Raw genomic sequence first — 17,843 nt, 5'->3', positions numbered from 1 at the left:
CATGCGCTCAAAATTCGAAAAATTTACCCTTATAGCCTGTGGCGCTATTATTGGTGTTCTAATCAGTTTAAATTTACCCGTCTTTGCGGATAAAGCTGAAAAAAATAATTTACCCGTTGATGAGCTTAGAACTTTTGCTGAAGTCTTTGGCAAAATTAAATCTGACTATGTTGAGCCTGTAGAAGACAAGAAGCTTATTAACGAAGCACTCAACGGCATGTTAACAGGACTTGATCCTCACTCTTCTTTCCTAAATACCGAAGATTTTAAGGACTTAAATCAAGCCACTCAAGGTGAGTTTGGTGGTCTTGGTATTGAAGTCGGCATGGAAGATGGTTTTGTAAAAGTGGTTTCTCCGATTGAAGATAGTCCAGCTTATAAAGCAGGTCTGAAGAGCGGCGACCTTATCATGAAATTAGATGAGACTTCGACAAAAGGCTTAACGCTTAATGACTCAGTTAAAAAAATGCGTGGTAAACCAGGGACCAGCATTGTTCTCACTGTATTAAGAAAGGGGGAAACTAAACCTTTAACTTTTAATCTAGTGCGCGCCATCATCAAGTCACAAAGCGTTAAAGGAAAGCTTGTTGAACCTAATTACGCTTACGTTCGTGTCGCTCAATTCCAAGAACATACAGGTGAAGATTTAGCGAAGCTCCTAAAAAATCTTCGCCAGCAAAATAAAACACCATTAAAAGGTATATTGCTTGATCTTAGAAATAATCCAGGCGGTCTATTGAATGCCGCTGTAGGTGTATCTGCTGCCTTCTTGCCAAAAGGTGACTTAGTCGTTTATACCGAAGGTCGTGCACAAGATTCAAAAATGCACTTAACAGCTGTACCAGGGGATTATTTAAAAGGCGGGGGCAAAGATGACTACCTTAAAGATTTTCCAGAGGATATTAGAACAACACCCATGGCTGTTTTAGTAAATAACGGTTCAGCATCTGCATCTGAAATTGTAGCAGGCGCACTCCAAGATCATAAGAGAGCTTTGATTGTAGGTATGCAAAGTTTTGGTAAAGGCTCTGTACAAAGTATTCTGCCTATGAATAACGGTACGGCGATTAAGATGACAACAGCAAGATACTTTACGCCTAAAGGAAGATCTATTCAGGCTAAAGGGATTGTGCCTGATATCATTGTTGATGACGGAAGCGATCCTTCATTTATGACTAAAGAAGCGGATCTTACAAACCATCTTTCAAATCCAAAAGATACGGATACGAATGTTGCACCTAAAGATAAAGATAGCAAACCTTTAGCTCCACCAATCAAAAAACCTGAAGAAGAGAAAAAGAAAACTTCTGATACGCCATCAGGCCCGATTGAACCTGCAAGTAAAGCAGATAAGCAATTTCAAGAAGCGATGAATATTCTCAAAGGCCTACAAATTATTCAAAACAAATGATTGATGATCTCATTATTGAATTTGATAAGGGCCTGAAGGTTTTATTTTCCAAACCTAAGGGCTCAAGACCAAGACCTGATCTTCACATTGAAGATACCGAATTAACTCCAGACGAAAAAAAACGCACCATCGAATTGATGCGAGTCAATCATGCGGGTGAGGTATGCGCACAAGCTTTATATAGCGGACAACTTCTTTTCAATCCGCATGGCGAAGGGACGGAGTCTTTAAAAAAAGCTTCCAAGGAAGAAATTGATCATCTTGATTGGTGTAATACTAGAATTCATGAACTAGGGGGCAAAACCAGCCTTCTTAATCCTATTTGGTATACGGGATCGTTCTTAATGGGCTCTTTTGCAAGCGTATTAGGTGAAAAATATAACTTAGGATTTTTAGCTGAAACAGAACGTCAAGTAACACAACATTTAACAAATCACTTAAATAAAATATCAAAAAAAGATCTTAAAACTAATAAAATTTTAGAAGTGATGGCGAACGATGAAGAACAGCATGCAGCCAAAGCAAAGGAATTAGGTGGTATCGAATTGCCTCATCAAGTCAAAAAAGCAATGTCATTAACATCAAAAGTTATGACTACGCTCTCTGCAAAAATTTAATCAATGCAAAAATTCAATGAAATTCTATTGACACTCGATAATTCAGATCATATTGATCGCATCGAGATTTATAAAAATAATACATTAATAGGCTCTATCGAGAATAAGCCCGGAAGCCAAGGCTCTATTAAAGTCTACCAACATCTTTGGAAGCTTTTTGGTTCAATTACTTTAGATGCTGCGATTGAAGGTCTTGATTTATATTCGGAACATACTGAGGATGCACAAAAGAACCCAGGAAAACATCCAAATATTGATCGCCTTCTTTCCGTAATGGAAAATGAAGAGCCTCTCGATTTAAGAATTATTAAACATTAATTACGGCTTAATCACCTTCTTTAATTTCAAAATCGTGAGTAATTTCAACTGATTTGGATAGCATGATCGAAGCTGAGCAATATTTTTCAGCAGATAACTTAATCGCTCGCTCAACCTGATCTTTGTCTAAGTTCTCACCTTTTAGTACAAAATGAATATGTATCTTAGTGAATACTTTTGGCACTGTATCAGCTCTCGTAGCTTCAATTTCAGCATAACAATCACTGATAGCTTGTCTTGATTTCTTGAGAATGGTGACCACATCAAATGATGTGCACCCTCCCATGCCAATCAGTAACATTTCCATAGGTCGCATACCTAATTTTCTGCCACCTAACTCTTCGGGTCCATCTAAGATCACTGAATGATTTGACTCGGACTCACCAATAAAACATACATTCTCAACCCACTTAACCCGAGCTTTCATTATTTAACTCCAAGCAACTCAACATCAAAAATTAAAGTGGCATTTGGTGGAATAACGCCACCCGCTCCTCTAGATCCATAACCCATTTCTGGAGGAATAATGAGTGTCCTTTTGCCATGAATTTTCATACCATCCACTCCATCATCCCAACCCCGTATTACCTGACCACCACCTAAATTAAAAACGAAAGGATCATTGCGATCTAATGAGCTATCAAATTTTTTGCCCTTGCCATCTTTTTGATTAGGGTCGTATAACCAGCCGGTGTAATGAACAGTTACTGCAAGCCCCTTTTCAGCTTGCCGTCCATTTCCTAGGACATTATCTTTAATAACTAATGTAGTGATATTTTTTTCCAATTTCAATTCCTTTTGTGAGATTTTTGATTCAGCAAAAGCCAAATCAATATTAATTAAAATAATACTAAAAGCTAAAATAAATTTAATCACATTCATATATCGCATATTAACATTCCTTAAGTTTAATTAAGATAAGTCCATTCAATCAGCTCGTCTTGTATTTTAGATGATTCGTTTGCCTTAGGATCATTTGCTATAAATACAAAAACTTTCACGTCATTATTTTTATCAAAAATATATCCTGCAATAGCGCTGACATTTTGAATACTGCCTGTTTTTAAATAGGCATGCTTTGCAACAGATAATTTTTTTCCTCTACTCTTCAAAGTACCGTCTATCCCTATATTTGGAAGCGATGCTATAAATTCAGGCATATAGGTATCGGTGTAGGCTTTTTCTAATAAAAAGCCTAGATTCTCAGAATTCACTTTTGCATTCCTTGATAGTCCAGCGCCGTTATCCATCTCAAGAGAATCAAGATTAACTTTTCCTTTCATTAAAGATTCTTTAATAAATCTTCCCGCCTCATTTTCAGTAATGGGATTGCCATTATTTTCTGCAAGAATAGTAAGCAATAAATTCCTAGCAATTAAATTTTGGCTATATTTGTTAACATCTCTCACAACGAGACTTAACGGTCTCGATTGGTGCTCGTAAATCTTAAGCGTGTCGGCAATATGTTGATAGGTGTTTTTAAATTCACCCTCTACGCTTCCACCGTGGAGCTTCCAAAGCTTTTCAAATAAGGCCTGAGGTAAGCGATCAATACCCATCACAGACAAATCAATATTTTTACTTTCACAAGCCTTATCAAAGCGACCGCTAAATTTAATCTCCGTCACATTTAATTTCGTCTCTATTTCATACCCAAGACTATCTTTCCAATCATTACACCCCTGATCAGTAAGTTTTAAATGATTAATAACTTTTAGCGTTTTAATTTCAGGAAAGGTTTGTATTTTAATTTTTTCATTAATGATTGAAAATTTAAAGTTGACTGTGTTCTCGTTCACTACAAAAGATTTTGGATTGACGTTATAGGCTCGATATTTTTTATCATCAATAGCATCTTGATCTTCCAATTTCCCGAAGAAACTTTCATCAAAAATAACATTGCCATGAATGTGCAAAATACCCTGCTGTTGAACTTTCTCGATAATTTCTGAAAGATCTGCATAAGTGAGTGTGGGATCGCCATAAGCTTTAATAATAAGGTTGCCATAAAGGTGCTTATTTTTTATGGCGCCCTTATAAAGTACCTCTGTCTTCCATTGGAACTGTGGGCCTAAAAGTTGGAGTCCAGCGTATGTCGTCACGAGCTTCATCACTGAAGCTGGATTAAATGCTTTTTGTTCGTTATAACTAAACACTACATTTTGCTTCGATATATTTTTAATATAAAGCGAGTAGTTTTCTTTTGAAAGCTCAGCGCGATTGAGTATTTTATTAATGGCATTAGTATCCGCAAATGCAGCATGCGTCCATAACGCATAAATCAAAATTAGTATTCGCATATTTATACGTATGACTGGATTGCTTCTAAAGTTGTATCAATCATAAAATCTATGTCGACATGGTTAATAACATAAGGCGGCATAAAGTAAATGGTATTCCCTATTGGTCTTATGAATAGCCCATTCTTAATGGCTTTCATAGTTATTTTTTTTATTGTGTTTTTTGAGGCTTCTTCAAGCTCAAATGCCCATATCATGCCTACATTTCTTAAATTAGAAATAGGTAATGTTTCGAGTGTCTTTATGCGTTCCGATATATAAGCTGAGGTTTGATTATTTTGATTAATCACATCATGATTTTCAAAGTAACTTAATGTGCCTAATGCTGCACTGCAAGCGAGCGGATTACCTGTATAGCTATGCGAATGAAGAAATCCTTTTTCTATCTTATCTTCATAAAATGCCATATAAATGTCATCAGTCGTTAATACAGATGACAGAGGAAGATAGCCGCCTGTTAATCCTTTTGAGAGACAAATAAAATCAGGTTTTATTTGTGCATGCTCAAATGCAAACATTTTTCCTGTTCTTCCGAAACCAACTGCAATTTCATCGTCAATAAGATGGATTTGATACTTTGTACAAAGCGCTCTGGCTTTTGCTAAATAAGTTGCGTGATACATCCCCATGCCTGTTGCGCATTGCACAAGCGGCTCTATAATAAAAGCTGCTATGTGTTGATGATTGTCTTGAAGATATATTTCTAAATCTTCAATACATCTTAATGCATAGGATTCGGATGTTTCACCTTTGTCAGCATATCGCCAGTCTGGCGTCTTGATAGGATTATTTTTTTTAATCAATGAAGCATAATTTTTTCGAAAAAGTTTTATGTCTGTCACAGATAAAGCACCGAGCGTTTCTCCATGGTAACTATTTTCCAAATAAATTATTTTATTTTTTTTAGGACACCCTTTATTCCTCCAATAATGCACGCTCATTTTAATAGCGATTTCAATAGCATTAGATCCATCGCTGCCATAAAAAGCGTGGCCTAAGTTTGTGATACTACTTAACTTTTCGGAGAGAAGGATAGCAGGCTCATGTGTTAAACCTGCAAGCATCACGTGCTCTATTAGATCAAGCTGGTCTGTGATGTATTTTTTAATTTCGCTTTGATTGTGGCCAAATAAATTAACCCACCACGAACTTATTGCGTCTAAATATTTTTTTTCATTGTAATCGTACAACCAAACTCCCTCACCTCGCTTAATCGGGATAAGGGATTGGGCTTGTTGAATTTTCATTTGCGTGCATGGATGCCACAAATTTTTTAAACTTCTATCAATAAACTGCTGATTCTTCATACATTAAGGTGCCGGATTCATATGAGTAAGATGAATTCTTTCAATATCATCTAATAATTCTTGAGGTAATCTTCTTTTGAACGCCTCAATATTTTCTTTTAATTGATCAACCGATGTTGCGCCTATGATGGTGGATGTTACAAACCATTGATGATAAACAAATGCTAAAGCCATCTCAGTCAATGTCATGTCATGTTTTAATGCTAATGCTTCATAAGCCCTCACAGCAGGGAAGACATTAGGCTTGTCATATCTTTGTGCGAAGCCTTTAAACAATGTGACGCGACCTTTTTCATCGATATTCTTTAAATATTTACCGGTGAGATGTCCAAAAGCTAAAGGGGAGTAAGCTAAAAAACCGATCTTTTCTCGATAGAAGATTTCTGTCATCCCAAACTCTAACCCCCTATTAATGAGGTTATAACAATTCTGAACTGAAGCTATAAGAGGCAAATTCTTTTCTCTTGCAATACGAATAAATTCCATCACGCCCCAGGACTGCTCATTTGAGATACCGATATATTTAATCTTACCTTCTTGCACTAACTTAGCTAATGCCTCTAACTGTTCATTTATAGAGACCCATTCTTTTAATTTTGAACCTTCCATTTCACCGCTTGGATCAAATTTGTATTGGCCAAACATAGGCACATTTCTTTCGGGCCAGTGGAGCTGATACAAATCAATATAATCTGTTTGAAGTCTTTTTAAAGAACCTTCAAGTGCCGCACGAAAATTTTGCTCATCAAACGCCTTAGGACCATTGCGAATCCAATGGAGTGATCTTCTAGGCCCCGCAGCTTTAGTCGCCAAAACAATGTCATCTCTTTTTTGTTTTTTTAGCCAATTACCTATGATGATTTCGGTCGCCGTAAAAGTATTTTCTTTTGGCGGAACGGGATACATCTCGGCCGTATCAATAAAATTAATACCGTGTGATATCGCCCAATCAAGCTGCAAAAATGCCTCAGCCTCTGTATTTTGCTCACCAAAGGTCATCGTCCCCAAAGTAATGGGTGAAATAAGCAAATTAGATTGCCCTAGGTTTCGATAGTCTTGCTTTTCTATGTAATAACTCATATAAAAATAATGTTTAAATTCAGATATTTAACGAAATAGCACTTGAAATTTTAGACTTTCGTCCCTATTATTAGCACTCTATGACATTGAGTGCTAATCGCTCATGTTTTCGATTTTGATTAATTTTCAAAGAATACACTATTAGGAGAATATGAAATGAAAATTCGCCCTTTACATGATCGCGTAATTGTAAAGCGTCTTGAAGAAGAACGTACAACAGCATCAGGCATTGTTATTCCTGACGGCGCAACAGAAAAACCAGACCAAGGAACAGTCCAAGCAGTAGGCAATGGAAAAATCCTAGAAGATGGCAGTGTTAAAAAACTAGACGTCAAAGTAGGCGATAAAGTTTTATTTGGAAAATACGCTGGCCAGGCAGTTAAAGTCGATGGTGAAGAATTACTTGTGATGCGTGAAGAAGACATCATGGGCATTGTTGAATAAAGCCTTAAACATTAATTCGTAAATATTTTGGAGAAATAAAAAATGGCAGCAAAAGACGTAAGATTTGGTGACGACGTTCGCCAAAAGATGATTACTGGTGTAAATATTTTAGCAAATGCAGTTAAAGTTACACTCGGCCCTAAAGGTAGAAATGTTGTTCTGGAGCGTTCATTCGGCGCACCTACAATCACTAAAGATGGTGTATCAGTTGCAAAGGAAATCGAACTTAAAGATAAATTTGAAAACATGGGCGCGCAAATGGTTAAAGAAGTTGCATCTAAAACTTCTGATATCGCAGGCGATGGAACGACGACGGCAACTGTTTTAGCTCAAGCGATCATTCGTGAAGGTATGAAATCAGTAGCCGCAGGTATGAATCCAATGGATCTTAAAAGAGGCATCGATAAAGCTGTTGAAGCTGGTGTTGCTGAACTTAAAAAATTAAGTAAGCCATGTACAACAAGTAAAGAAATTGCTCAAGTAGGTTCAATATCTGCTAACTCTGATCACTCTATCGGACAAATCATTGCAGATGCGATGGATAAAGTAGGTAAAGAAGGTGTAATCACTGTTGAAGATGGTTCAGGCTTAACAAATGAGTTAGACGTTGTAGAAGGTATGCAATTTGATCGCGGATATCTTTCACCTTACTTCATAAATAATTCAGATCGACAAATTGCATTGTTAGATAATCCTTTTATTCTTTTACATGATAAAAAAATATCTAATATTAGAGATCTTCTTCCGGCATTGGAACAAGTAGCAAAATCAAGCCGCCCTCTTCTTATTATTGCTGAAGATATTGAAGGTGAAGCGCTGGCTACTTTAGTTGTAAATAATATTCGTGGCATCTTAAAGACTGTCGCAGTTAAAGCACCTGGTTTTGGTGATAGAAGAAAAGCAATGCTTGAGGATATTGCAATTCTTACAGGTGCTACAGTGATTTCAGACGAAGTAGGTTTGAAATTAGAAACAATTAAGATTGAAGATTTAGGGCAAGCGAAAAGAATTGAAGTGGGCAAAGAAAACACTATCATTATTGATGGTGCTGCTGACGAAAAAAATATTAAGTCACGTATCGCTCAAATCAAAACACAAATCGAAGAAGCTACTAGTGACTACGACAAAGAAAAACTTCAAGAACGTGTTGCAAAGCTTGCAGGTGGCGTTGCTGTAATTAAAGTAGGTGCAACAACTGAAATTGAAATGAAAGAAAAAAAAGCGCGCGTTGAAGATGCACTCCATGCAACAAGAGCTGCAGTTGAAGAAGGTATTGTTGCTGGCGGCGGTGTTGCTTTAATTAGAGCGCGTGATGCGATTGCAAAAGTTAAAGGTGAAAATGCAGATCAAGAAGCTGGTGTTCGTATTGTGCTTCGTGCTGTTGAAGAGCCCTTAAGACAAATCGTTGCGAATGCTGGTGTAGAGCCATCTGTAGTGGTTAATAATGTAGTAGCTGGCAAAGGCAACTACGGATTTAATGCAGCTAACGAGACTTATGGTGATATGGTTGAGATGGGTGTGTTAGACCCAACTAAAGTAACTCGCTCTGCATTGCAACATGCAGCATCTGTCGCAGGCCTTATGTTAACGACTGACTGTATGATTGCTGATCTTCCTAAAGATGACTCTCCAGCAATGGGCGGTGGTGATATGGGCGGTATGGGCGGTATGGGTGGCATGGGCGGTATGATGTAACTCAAAAGCATTAATAAAAATAGACCTCTTAGGAGGTCTTTTTTTTAATCTTTTTTTTATCTAGTAATAAATTAGGATAGCATTACACCTCATGACCCTATCCCTGCCCAACCAAAATCAATTTAAAGATTTAAATGAAAAACAAATTGAAGCTGTAACACTTCAAAATGAATCTGCACTCATTCTCGCTGGCGCAGGGAGTGGCAAAACTAAAGTACTCACCTCCAGAATTGCATGGCTTATTCAAACAAATGTGGTGAGTCCTTTTGGCCTTATCGCTGTAACATTTACCAATAAAGCCGCAAAAGAAATGCTGCAAAGAATTACTATGCAGCTTCCCATTAATACAAGAGGTATGTGGGTAGGTACATTCCATGGTTTATGTAATAGATTTCTTAAAACGCATGCAAGAGATGCTGATTTACCTGAGACGTTCCAAATACTAGATAGCCAAGATCAGTTATCTCTCATCAAAAGAACTATGAAAGTCATGAATGTGGACGATGAAACATATGCACCAAAACAAGTACAGCATTATATCAATGGATGCAAAGATGAGGGCTTAAGGGCTGCGCATGCCGATACTTATGACACACACTCAAAAAAATTAAATGAAATCTATCTTGAGTATGAGAAACAATGCCAAAAAGAAGGTCTAGTTGATTTTGGTGAATTGCTTCTAAGATGCTATGAACTTTTTGAAAAAAAAATAGCTATTCGCCAGCATTATCAAGATCGATTTAAGCATATTCTCATTGATGAGTTTCAAGACACGAGCGAACTTCAATATAAATGGTTAAAACTTCTTGCGGGTAGCAGCAGTTTTGTATTTGCTGTGGGGGATGATGATCAATCTATCTATAGCTTTAGAGGAGCTAGAGTTGGCAACATGAAAGATCTTGAAAGAGATTTCCATGTTAAACAAATTATTAAGCTAGAACAAAACTACAGATCTAAAAGTAACATTCTTAATACCGCAAATGCCATCATTGATCATAACAAAAATAGATTAGGCAAGAACTTATGGACTTCGGCTGGAGAGGGCGATCCTATTCGAATTTATACAGGTCATACCGACATTGATGAAGCCAAGTTTATTGTAGATGAAATCAAAATGCTTCATAGGGAAGGTGTCTCGCTCAATCATATTGCAATTCTTTATAGAAGCAATGCACAGTCGCGCATTCTCGAACATAATATTTTTTCATCTAACCTACCTTATCGTGTTTATGGTGGATTACGTTTCTTTGAGCGTGCCGAAATTAAACATGCTATTGCTTATTTGAGACTCATTGCAAATAAAAATGATGACAGTGCATTTTTAAGAATTGTAAATTTTCCAACACGCGGTATTGGAAGTCGGTCATTAGAAAGTCTTCAAGATACATCTAGGCGAGATGGTTGTAGCCTTTGGGATGCTGCAGTGAAGTCATCAGATCAAACACTCACAATTAAAAAAGGTTTGCCTTATTTTGTCCATCTCATCAAACATATTGAAAGCGGCTTCGAAGGATTAACGCTTCCACAAATGATTGATCTTATTATTAACGAATCAGGACTAAAGGATCACTATACCAATGAAAAAGATGGTTTAGATAGGGTCTCTAACTTAAATGAATTAGTTTCTGCGGCCGCAACCTTTCTTAACAATGATAACAATGAGTCTACAAATCCACTTGGAGATTTTTTGAATTATTCCTCTTTAGAAAGTGGTGATATGCAAGCAAGCGAAGGTTCAGATGCTATTCAACTTATGACGATTCACTCATCTAAAGGATTAGAATTTGATGTAGTATTTATTTCAGGCCTTGAAGAAGGTTTATGTCCGCACGAACAAAGTCTCTTCGAATCCAAAGGGCTTGAGGAAGAAAGAAGGCTTATGTATGTTGCTGTGACGAGAGCCCGATCAAAACTATACTTAAGCTATGCATTATCAAGAATGCTCCATGGTCAAACAAGATATGGAATGCCATCAAGATTCTTAGAAGAAATCCCTGAGAATCTCGTCAAAAACATTAACACCATTAATTTTAAGAATAATGTAGATCAGATTGAAGAGAATTATTCACAACCTTCTCAGCAGAAGCATTCCTGGCGAATTGGTGAATCTGTAATGCATGAAAAATTTGGCCAGGGAACTGTTTTAGGTTATGAAGGAAATGCGGATGATTTAAGAATCCAAATTAAATTTAGCAAAGCAGGTACCAAATGGCTTGCAATGGAATACGCAAAACTCTTCAAACACTAATAACTTCTAGCAGACTTAAAAATATCTCGGTAACTAATATATTGAAACGCAAACATCACTGATGTAATCACGAGAAGTGCGAAGAAAATAATCGCTCCCATTAGTGAGGGTCCTATGGCGGGAAAGAATGAAGCGAGAGATCCAATCAATAACCCACATGACAACATAAATAATATTGCTATTGTTGAAAAAATAAACCATGAAAGACCTAGAGGAAAAATATACATTAAGCATCCGGCGATACTAGATTTGATTGCTTTAAAAAGTGAGTAGTTGTTATAAACGATCAGCATTGGTGAGAACCAAGTAGCCATAAGAAGCGGAAGTAGGAGTAAGATTAATTTTCCTATCATGGGGACAAAATTATTCATCACTGTCAAAAGCTCATTATTTTTTTCTGATATTTGAATAAAACCCTGCATTTCAGAATTTAAAACCATCGTCACCATACCCGCATAAATTAAGCAAATGAAGCCAAGTGTTAGCAATGTTGGCAGCCTAGGTTTAATTTTTTCGAAAACGGCTATAAATTTTTCTTCCTTATTTTTGTCATGAGTCTTGTAGAAGTTAACCGCGAATACCAAAAAAACTGGCCAAATCAAGATAGACGCAATTGAAAAAATTTGAATCATAGGCATTGAAGGTAAGAGCATAAAAATAAAAAGATAAGCTAAGCTAAGCATCAATGATTGATTAGGCGTCTTTTTGAAGAGCATGAAGCTCTCTTTATTCCAGCGAATGGAATCACGGAATGTAATTTTTTTCATATGAATTTACCTTAAAATTTATCCGCTAATGCGTTGCTTTAAAATTTTCTTAAAATGGTCAGGGTCTTTTATGAAGGTAAGCTCACCTTCTTCTATATGATAGAAATCGTTAAGTCTTGAAACCCAGAACCTAAGAGACGCTAATCTCAATATATCATTCCAAGCTTGATCTTCATCATCATTAAAAGATCTTATCTTTTTATAGGCATCTAAGAAAGCATTCAATCTCGCCTCATCAAAAGATCCATCATTATTTACGCACCAATCATTTACGGCGATCGCTACATCTAAGATAAGATAATCTGTGCAAGCATAATAAAAGTCAATAAACCCTGATACTTGATCATTTAAAAAGAGCACATTGTCTCGAAATAGGTCTCCATGAATAGTGGATTTAGGCAGCTTATAATTTTTCTTTTCTTGGTAAAGAATTTCTTCTCTTAATAAGAGACTCTCATCTTGGGGCAATTCACTAAATAAAGTTTCAGCTGTTTTTTTAATCCAGTTAAGGTCTCTTGTATTTTGATGTTGAGCTGTAAAATTAGCTGATTTCATATGCAGCTCTGCGAGACTTGCACCCACAGCCTTGCAATGCTTAACTTCAGGTTTGTTGAGCTCTTTGCCTTTTAAGCATGTCACGATTAAAGCAGGTTTATTTTTTAAAATACTTAAAGCTGTGCCGTTATTTTTGAAAATCGGCTTGGGGCACAAAAATGAATTTTTAGCTAAGTGAGCCATGAGATCTACAAAATACGGGAGATCTTCTATGGTGTTTTTTTCGAAGAGTGTTAAAACAAAACGATCATGTGCCGTCATCAAAAAATAATTAGTGTTCGTGATTCCAGACTTGATACCTTGATAATCAGTGAGATTATCTAAAGCATAATCTTGAAGCCAGATTTTTAATTCTTCAATATTAACTGATGTATAGACAGACATAAAAAAAAGGGCTTAAAGCCCTTTCAAAAAAAATTTAGAATCTAAATATTACCCATTTAGGCACAGTAAGCGGCTGGCTAGGGCCGTCATATTTAGCCCAACCACCGTCTTGGTCTTCCTTCAATAGATAATATGAAGGTCCACCAGCAGGGGGTGTTACTTTCATCATATAAAGCTCTCCATTAATGCGGTATTCCTCGACTGTATCAGCACCTTTTTTGGTGATGGTAATTTGAGGTTCATCCACAATATCGCTTTCAAAATTCTTTGGCGGCGGCTTCACTTCTTCTAAAAGCTCGAGTTTTTTTTCAGCCATTACATTTAAACTCATGAAGACAGTCGCCAATAAAAAAGCTTTAATTAAATTTTGTATTTTCATACACAAGATTCTAGCAAAAAACCTATAGATGGTATGGTTTATTTGATAATTTATAAGTAAAGCTGAGCTTTTCTCTCCGCTGGCGTTAGCGTAAAACCAATCGATTCATAGTGGTTAAATATCGCATCTACTATCTCTTTGGGCCCCTCAAGAATTTGGATCAAATCTAAGTCTTTTAATTCAGCCATGCCCTCATTTACGATTTTGTCTTTTAACCAGTCTAATAAGCCAGACCAGAACTCTTTTCCTACTAAAATGATAGGGATTTTTCTTGATTTACCTGTTTGAATCAGTGTGATGACTTCCATTAATTCATCAAGAGTTCCAAATCCACCTGGTAATACGACGTAAGCTGAAGCGTACTTAATAAACATCACTTTACGCATAAAGAAATATTTAAAATTGATTGAAATATCCTGATAGTCGTTCGATTTTTGTTCGTGCGGCAAGTTAATATTAAGTCCAATACTAGGGCCCTTGCCTAGGGAAGCTCCTTTATTCACGGCTTCCATAAGACCGGGACCGCCGCCAGAAATAACACTAAATCCGGAGTTGGATAGCGCCTCTGCTATATCGACGGTGAGCTTGTAATAAGGATGGTCTTCACTAACCCTAGCACTGCCAAACACGGATACGGCAGGGGTTATTTTTTTAAGTTTTTCGGTGGCACCAACAAATTCTGACATAATTTCAAATGCATACCAGGATTCGCTCTCGTTATGAGTTTCATCAAACAATTCTGGGCCGTTAAATTTAGGTATCTTTTTATCTGCTGACATAAAAACTTTCAAAGTTAAACAATGAAAACACTATTATTGGTCGATGGCTCATCTTATCTCTATCGAGCATTCCATGGATTACCTGACCTTAGAAACAGTCACCAAGAACCTACTGGGGCTATTTATGGCGTCTTAAATATGCTCCGAAAACTCCATAAAGAGTTTCCTTCTGATTATAGCGCTTGCGTTTTTGATGCAAAAGGAAAAACTTTCAGAAATGATCTTTACCCTGAGTATAAGGCCAATCGATCAGCGATGCCTGATGATTTAAGAGCTCAAATCCAACCGCTTCATGAAGCAATTACAGCGATGGGTTGGCCTATTATCATTCAAGAAGGAGTTGAAGCTGATGATGTCATTGGTACATTATGCAAGGAAGCTACTCAACATCAATTTAATGTCGTCGTTTCTACAGGCGATAAGGATTTGGCTCAACTTGTAAATAAGCATGTCACTTTGATTAATACGATGACAAATGAAAAGCTTGATATCGAAGGTGTCAAAAACAAATTTGGGTTGATGCCTAATCAAATTATCGATTACTTAACACTTATTGGAGACACTTCAGATAACGTCCCTGGTGTTGAGAAAGTCGGTCCTAAGACTGCATTGAAATGGCTTAATGAATATCAAACACTCGACAATATCGTAAAGAATGCTGCACAATTCTCAGGTGTCGTCGGTGAAAATTTAAGAAAATCACTCGATTGGATTCCTAAAGCCAAAGATCTTATTACGATTCGATGCGATTTAGATATCGACAAAAATTGGGATAATTTCAAACCTAAAGCACAGGATCCGTCCACTTTAGAAAATTTATATCAGAGATTTGAATTTAAAAATTGGCTTAACGAAATTAAAGAAGGCAGCTATCAGGAAAATTTATCAAGCAAAAGTAGTGAAGAAAAAATATCTATCAAATCACCCAGTCATTTTATTTCTAAAATAAAATACGACACGATATTCGACAAAGATCTATTACATATATGGCTAGAAAAAATCAAAGATAAAAAATATGTCTGTGTCGACACAGAAACTAACTCACTTGATTCTATGCAGGCAAAAATTGTAGGGATATCGATAGCAATAACTGCTGGTGAAGCAGCCTACATTCCTTTAGCACATCATTATCCTGGCGCTCCTGATCAGTTATCAGTTGATACTGTATTAAATATACTTAAACCCATGTTAGAAGATGAAAAGATCAAGAAAATTGGGCAAAACATAAAGTATGATGCGCATGTTTTTTTAAACCATGGGATATGTCTTAAAGGTATTAAGCACGATACGATGCTTCAAAGCTATGTGACAGAAAGCCATCAAAGCCATGGCATGGATAATTTAAGCTTGAGGCATCTAGGACATACCTGTGTAAGTTACGAAGAAGTTGCAGGCAAAGGTGTAAATCAAATTAGATTTAATGAAGTCGATATTGATGTGGCATCTCATTATTCGTCTGAGGATGCCGACATTACATTGCAATTAAATCAATTTTTTAATCCTGCAATTGAAAATGATGCGCCACTAAAATTCATTTACGAAAACATCGAAATGCCCGCCGCTGGGGTGCTTTTAAAAATTGAAAGAAATGGCGTGCTTGTGGACGACAAAAAACTAAATATACAAAGTCACGAAATTGGTAAAAAGATTTTACTGCTTGAAGAGGAGGCCTATCAATTAGCAGGACAACCCTTTAATCTCGCATCACCTAAACAATTACAAGATATTTTATTTAATAAGCTGGGTATTAAATCTTTAAAAAAAACACCTTCAGGTGCGCCTTCTACGGATGAGGAAGTGTTACAAGATTTAGCCCTTGATTATCCTCTACCCAAATTATTACTTGAACATCGAAGTCTATCTAAGCTCAAATCAACATACACAGATAAATTACCAAAAATGATTAACACCAACACTGGTCGCATTCATACAAGCTATAACCAAGCTGTAGCAATCACCGGACGTCTTGCAAGTTCAGATCCTAATTTACAAAATATTCCAATCCGAACCCTGGAAGGCAGAAAAATAAGAGAAGCGTTTATAGCGAATGAAGGTTCATCTATTCTATCTGCAGACTATTCTCAAATTGAATTAAGAATCATGGCTCATTTGTCTCAAGATAAACGATTGCTTGAAGCTTTCAGGAATAATGAAGACATTCATAAATCAACAGCAGCTGAAATTTTTGGTTGCGACCTAGACAGCGTTTCCCAAGAACAAAGGCGTTATGCCAAGGTTATTAACTTTGGATTGATATACGGCATGAGTGTGTTCGGTTTATCAAAATCACTTGGTATTGAGCGCAGTGCTGCCTCAAATTATATTGAGACTTATTTTGCTAGATATCCTGGCGTTAAACGTTATATGGAAGAAGCAAAATTATTTGCTAAAGATAAAGGTTATGTAGAAACATTTTTTGGAAGACGATTATGGATCCCAGAAATTAATAGTTCAAATGGAATTAGAAGAGCTGCAGCAGAAAGAGCGGCAATAAATGCTCCCATGCAAGGCACTGCCGCTGACCTCATTAAGTTAGCAATGATTGCAGTTGATCAATGGCTTACTCAGAACACACACTTAAAAACAATGATGATTATGCAGGTACACGATGAGCTTGTTTTTGAAGTCCCTCAAGATGAAATCAATATATTACAAAAAGAATTGCCTGTCTTAATGGAGGGCGTTGCAAATCTTGATATTCCTCTTATTGTAGATATCGGTGTTGGTTTAAATTGGGATGCAGCTCACTAGAATGGAATTTGGCGCTTTAATTATTGGTGATGAAATTTTATCTGGCAAAAGAGAAGATAAACATTTTGAATACTTAAAAAAAACATTAAAAAAATATGGTCTTTTATTGTCTTGGGTGAAATATATTCAAGACGATTCGAAAAGTATTATTCAATCTATCAAAGAGTCAACAAACTCTAAGACTGTTGTTTTCTCTTTTGGTGGCATTGGTGCAACACCAGATGACTTCACAAGACAGGCTGCTGCAATCGCTTTTGATCTTCAATTAATGAGAAATAATGAAGCTGTAAAACTTATTGAAGAACATTTTGGTGATGGAGCTTATCCAAAAAGAGTTTTAATGGCAGATATTCCAGAGGGTGCATTATTGATTCCAAACGACGTTAATAAAATTCCTGGATTTAAAATTAATGATTATCATTTCCTGCCAGGTTTTCCTGAAATGGCTTGGCCGATGGTCGAATGGATTCTCAATACCCACTATCAGCAGCTATTAAATCAAAATGATTTTGCCGAAGCTTCGATTTGGATTAATGATGTAAGTGAAAGTAAATTGATCGATTTGATGAATGAGATTGTAAAAAAATATCCAGAAATTAAACTTTTTAGCCTGCCCAAATTAAAGCCCATCAAGACTATTGAGCTGGGTGTTAAAGGCCCATCAAATTCAGTTGATGAAGCCCTTTTAGAGATACAAACTAAAATTGTTAATTTAGGCTATGCATGGCATAAGTAATTTGAAGACTTCACTTTTATAAAAAGCCATTTGCCTATAAAATAGGCAGCTTTCCCTAAGCAAATATAAACA

At 36.5% G+C, this 17,843-nt stretch carries 17 protein-coding genes; 8 read left to right on the top strand and 9 right to left on the bottom strand.

What is annotated here, in order from left to right:
* Window position 1 precedes the first annotated feature (1 nt).
* The 3 genes from FIT79_RS01305 to FIT79_RS01295 are packed head-to-tail and all read left to right on the top strand — an operon-like array spanning window position 2 to window position 2,346.
* A complete protein-coding gene (locus tag FIT79_RS01305; RefSeq protein WP_139875368.1) occupies window positions 2-1,411 on the top strand; it encodes a S41 family peptidase in 1,410 nt (469 codons plus the stop codon).
* Window positions 1,408-2,028, top strand: coding sequence for a 2-polyprenyl-3-methyl-6-methoxy-1,4-benzoquinone monooxygenase (gene coq7, locus FIT79_RS01300; protein WP_139866964.1), 621 nt, complete (start codon window positions 1,408-1,410; stop codon window positions 2,026-2,028). The genes FIT79_RS01305 and coq7 overlap by 4 nt, the downstream gene beginning before the upstream one ends.
* A 3-nt stretch (window positions 2,029-2,031) precedes the next feature.
* Complete coding sequence (locus FIT79_RS01295) at window positions 2,032-2,346, top strand: DUF2322 family protein (RefSeq protein WP_139866963.1); 315 nt, start codon at window positions 2,032-2,034, stop codon at window positions 2,344-2,346.
* 7 nt (window positions 2,347-2,353) lie between these two features.
* Here the strand turns inward: FIT79_RS01295 and FIT79_RS01290 are convergent, their stop codons facing one another.
* The 5 genes from FIT79_RS01290 to FIT79_RS01270 are packed head-to-tail and all read right to left on the bottom strand — an operon-like array spanning window position 2,354 to window position 7,033.
* Window positions 2,354-2,773: an OsmC family protein gene (locus FIT79_RS01290; RefSeq protein ID WP_139866961.1), complete on the bottom strand. Its 420-nt coding sequence runs from the start codon at window positions 2,771-2,773 to the stop codon at window positions 2,354-2,356.
* On the bottom strand, window positions 2,773-3,228 hold the full coding sequence (locus FIT79_RS01285) for an FKBP-type peptidyl-prolyl cis-trans isomerase (RefSeq protein WP_420886387.1): 456 nt from the start codon (window positions 3,226-3,228) through the stop codon (window positions 2,773-2,775). Before FIT79_RS01285 ends, FIT79_RS01290 begins: the two co-directional genes overlap by 1 nt.
* A gap of 26 nt (window positions 3,229-3,254) precedes the next feature.
* A complete protein-coding gene (dacB, locus tag FIT79_RS01280; protein ID WP_139870024.1) occupies window positions 3,255-4,646 on the bottom strand; it encodes a D-alanyl-D-alanine carboxypeptidase/D-alanyl-D-alanine endopeptidase in 1,392 nt (463 codons plus the stop codon).
* A gap of 2 nt (window positions 4,647-4,648) precedes the next feature.
* The gene (gene bioA / locus FIT79_RS01275; protein ID WP_139875367.1) at window positions 4,649-5,953 is read right to left on the bottom strand and encodes an adenosylmethionine--8-amino-7-oxononanoate transaminase; all 1,305 of its coding nucleotides are present in this window, start codon (window positions 5,951-5,953) and stop codon (window positions 4,649-4,651) included.
* Window positions 5,954-5,956: 3 nt separating this feature from the next.
* The gene (locus tag FIT79_RS01270; RefSeq protein ID WP_139866955.1) at window positions 5,957-7,033 is read right to left on the bottom strand and encodes an aldo/keto reductase; all 1,077 of its coding nucleotides are present in this window, start codon (window positions 7,031-7,033) and stop codon (window positions 5,957-5,959) included.
* Between the two features lie 156 nt (window positions 7,034-7,189).
* Here FIT79_RS01270 and FIT79_RS01265 point away from each other — a divergent pair, with 156 nt between their 5' ends.
* From FIT79_RS01265 to FIT79_RS01255, 3 genes are all read left to right on the top strand, one after another.
* The gene (locus tag FIT79_RS01265) at window positions 7,190-7,477 is read left to right on the top strand and encodes a co-chaperone GroES (RefSeq protein ID WP_046487076.1); all 288 of its coding nucleotides are present in this window, start codon (window positions 7,190-7,192) and stop codon (window positions 7,475-7,477) included.
* A gap of 42 nt (window positions 7,478-7,519) precedes the next feature.
* Window positions 7,520-9,172, top strand: a complete 1,653-nt coding sequence (gene groL / locus FIT79_RS01260; protein WP_139866953.1) for a chaperonin GroEL — start codon at window positions 7,520-7,522, stop codon at window positions 9,170-9,172.
* A 91-nt stretch (window positions 9,173-9,263) separates the two neighbouring features.
* Window positions 9,264-11,420: a UvrD-helicase domain-containing protein gene (locus FIT79_RS01255; RefSeq protein WP_139875366.1), complete on the top strand. Its 2,157-nt coding sequence runs from the start codon at window positions 9,264-9,266 to the stop codon at window positions 11,418-11,420.
* On the opposite strand, the gene FIT79_RS01250 is transcribed toward FIT79_RS01255, so the two are convergent.
* From FIT79_RS01250 to FIT79_RS01235, 4 genes are read right to left on the bottom strand one after another with little or no spacing between them, the layout of a single operon-like run.
* On the bottom strand, window positions 11,417-12,187 hold the full coding sequence (locus FIT79_RS01250; RefSeq protein ID WP_139866949.1) for a BPSS1780 family membrane protein: 771 nt from the start codon (window positions 12,185-12,187) through the stop codon (window positions 11,417-11,419). The genes FIT79_RS01255 and FIT79_RS01250 overlap by 4 nt on opposite strands.
* 18 nt (window positions 12,188-12,205) lie before the next feature.
* Entirely contained in the window at window positions 12,206-13,126 is a 921-nt protein-coding gene (locus FIT79_RS01245) for a homoserine kinase (protein WP_139866948.1), read from the bottom strand.
* Between the two features lie 34 nt (window positions 13,127-13,160).
* Complete coding sequence (locus tag FIT79_RS01240) at window positions 13,161-13,505, bottom strand: DUF2782 domain-containing protein (RefSeq protein ID WP_223254735.1); 345 nt, start codon at window positions 13,503-13,505, stop codon at window positions 13,161-13,163.
* A 50-nt stretch (window positions 13,506-13,555) separates the two neighbouring features.
* Entirely contained in the window at window positions 13,556-14,284 is a 729-nt protein-coding gene (locus FIT79_RS01235) for an LOG family protein (RefSeq protein ID WP_139866946.1), read from the bottom strand.
* Window positions 14,285-14,305: 21 nt separating this feature from the next.
* Between FIT79_RS01235 and polA the strand changes: the two genes are divergently transcribed.
* Together polA and FIT79_RS01225 are read left to right on the top strand one after the other, a co-directional pair.
* A complete protein-coding gene (polA, locus tag FIT79_RS01230) occupies window positions 14,306-17,035 on the top strand; it encodes a DNA polymerase I (protein WP_139875365.1) in 2,730 nt (909 codons plus the stop codon).
* Window positions 17,022-17,771, top strand: coding sequence for a competence/damage-inducible protein A (locus FIT79_RS01225; protein ID WP_223259405.1), 750 nt, complete (start codon window positions 17,022-17,024; stop codon window positions 17,769-17,771). Before polA ends, FIT79_RS01225 begins: the two co-directional genes overlap by 14 nt.
* Window positions 17,772-17,843: the final 72 nt, after the last annotated feature.

Origin of the sequence: Candidatus Methylopumilus universalis, assembly GCF_006365315.1 — a bacterium.
GTDB classification, from domain to species: Bacteria; Pseudomonadota; Gammaproteobacteria; order Burkholderiales; family Methylophilaceae; genus Methylopumilus; species Methylopumilus universalis.
This window is presented reverse-complemented; position numbering and strand designations above follow the sequence as displayed.

Coding starts and splice junctions, on each gene's coding strand:
- FIT79_RS01270 (WP_139866955.1), bottom strand. CDS start 7,033: ATGAGTTATTACATAGAAAAGCAAGACTATCGAAACCTAGGGCAATCT.
- dacB (WP_139870024.1), bottom strand. CDS start 4,646: ATGCGAATACTAATTTTGATTTATGCGTTATGGACGCATGCTGCATTT.
- FIT79_RS01245 (WP_139866948.1), bottom strand. CDS start 13,126: ATGTCTGTCTATACATCAGTTAATATTGAAGAATTAAAAATCTGGCTT.
- polA (WP_139875365.1), top strand. CDS start 14,306: ATGAAAACACTATTATTGGTCGATGGCTCATCTTATCTCTATCGAGCA.
- FIT79_RS01225 (WP_223259405.1), top strand. CDS start 17,022: ATGCAGCTCACTAGAATGGAATTTGGCGCTTTAATTATTGGTGATGAA.
- FIT79_RS01285 (WP_420886387.1), bottom strand. CDS start 3,228: ATGAATGTGATTAAATTTATTTTAGCTTTTAGTATTATTTTAATTAAT.
- bioA (WP_139875367.1), bottom strand. CDS start 5,953: ATGAAGAATCAGCAGTTTATTGATAGAAGTTTAAAAAATTTGTGGCAT.
- FIT79_RS01250 (WP_139866949.1), bottom strand. CDS start 12,187: ATGAAAAAAATTACATTCCGTGATTCCATTCGCTGGAATAAAGAGAGC.
- groL (WP_139866953.1), top strand. CDS start 7,520: ATGGCAGCAAAAGACGTAAGATTTGGTGACGACGTTCGCCAAAAGATG.
- FIT79_RS01295 (WP_139866963.1), top strand. CDS start 2,032: ATGCAAAAATTCAATGAAATTCTATTGACACTCGATAATTCAGATCAT.
- FIT79_RS01265 (WP_046487076.1), top strand. CDS start 7,190: ATGAAAATTCGCCCTTTACATGATCGCGTAATTGTAAAGCGTCTTGAA.
- FIT79_RS01235 (WP_139866946.1), bottom strand. CDS start 14,284: ATGTCAGCAGATAAAAAGATACCTAAATTTAACGGCCCAGAATTGTTT.
- FIT79_RS01290 (WP_139866961.1), bottom strand. CDS start 2,773: ATGAAAGCTCGGGTTAAGTGGGTTGAGAATGTATGTTTTATTGGTGAG.
- FIT79_RS01255 (WP_139875366.1), top strand. CDS start 9,264: ATGACCCTATCCCTGCCCAACCAAAATCAATTTAAAGATTTAAATGAA.
- coq7 (WP_139866964.1), top strand. CDS start 1,408: ATGATTGATGATCTCATTATTGAATTTGATAAGGGCCTGAAGGTTTTA.
- FIT79_RS01305 (WP_139875368.1), top strand. CDS start 2: ATGCGCTCAAAATTCGAAAAATTTACCCTTATAGCCTGTGGCGCTATT.
- FIT79_RS01240 (WP_223254735.1), bottom strand. CDS start 13,505: ATGAAAATACAAAATTTAATTAAAGCTTTTTTATTGGCGACTGTCTTC.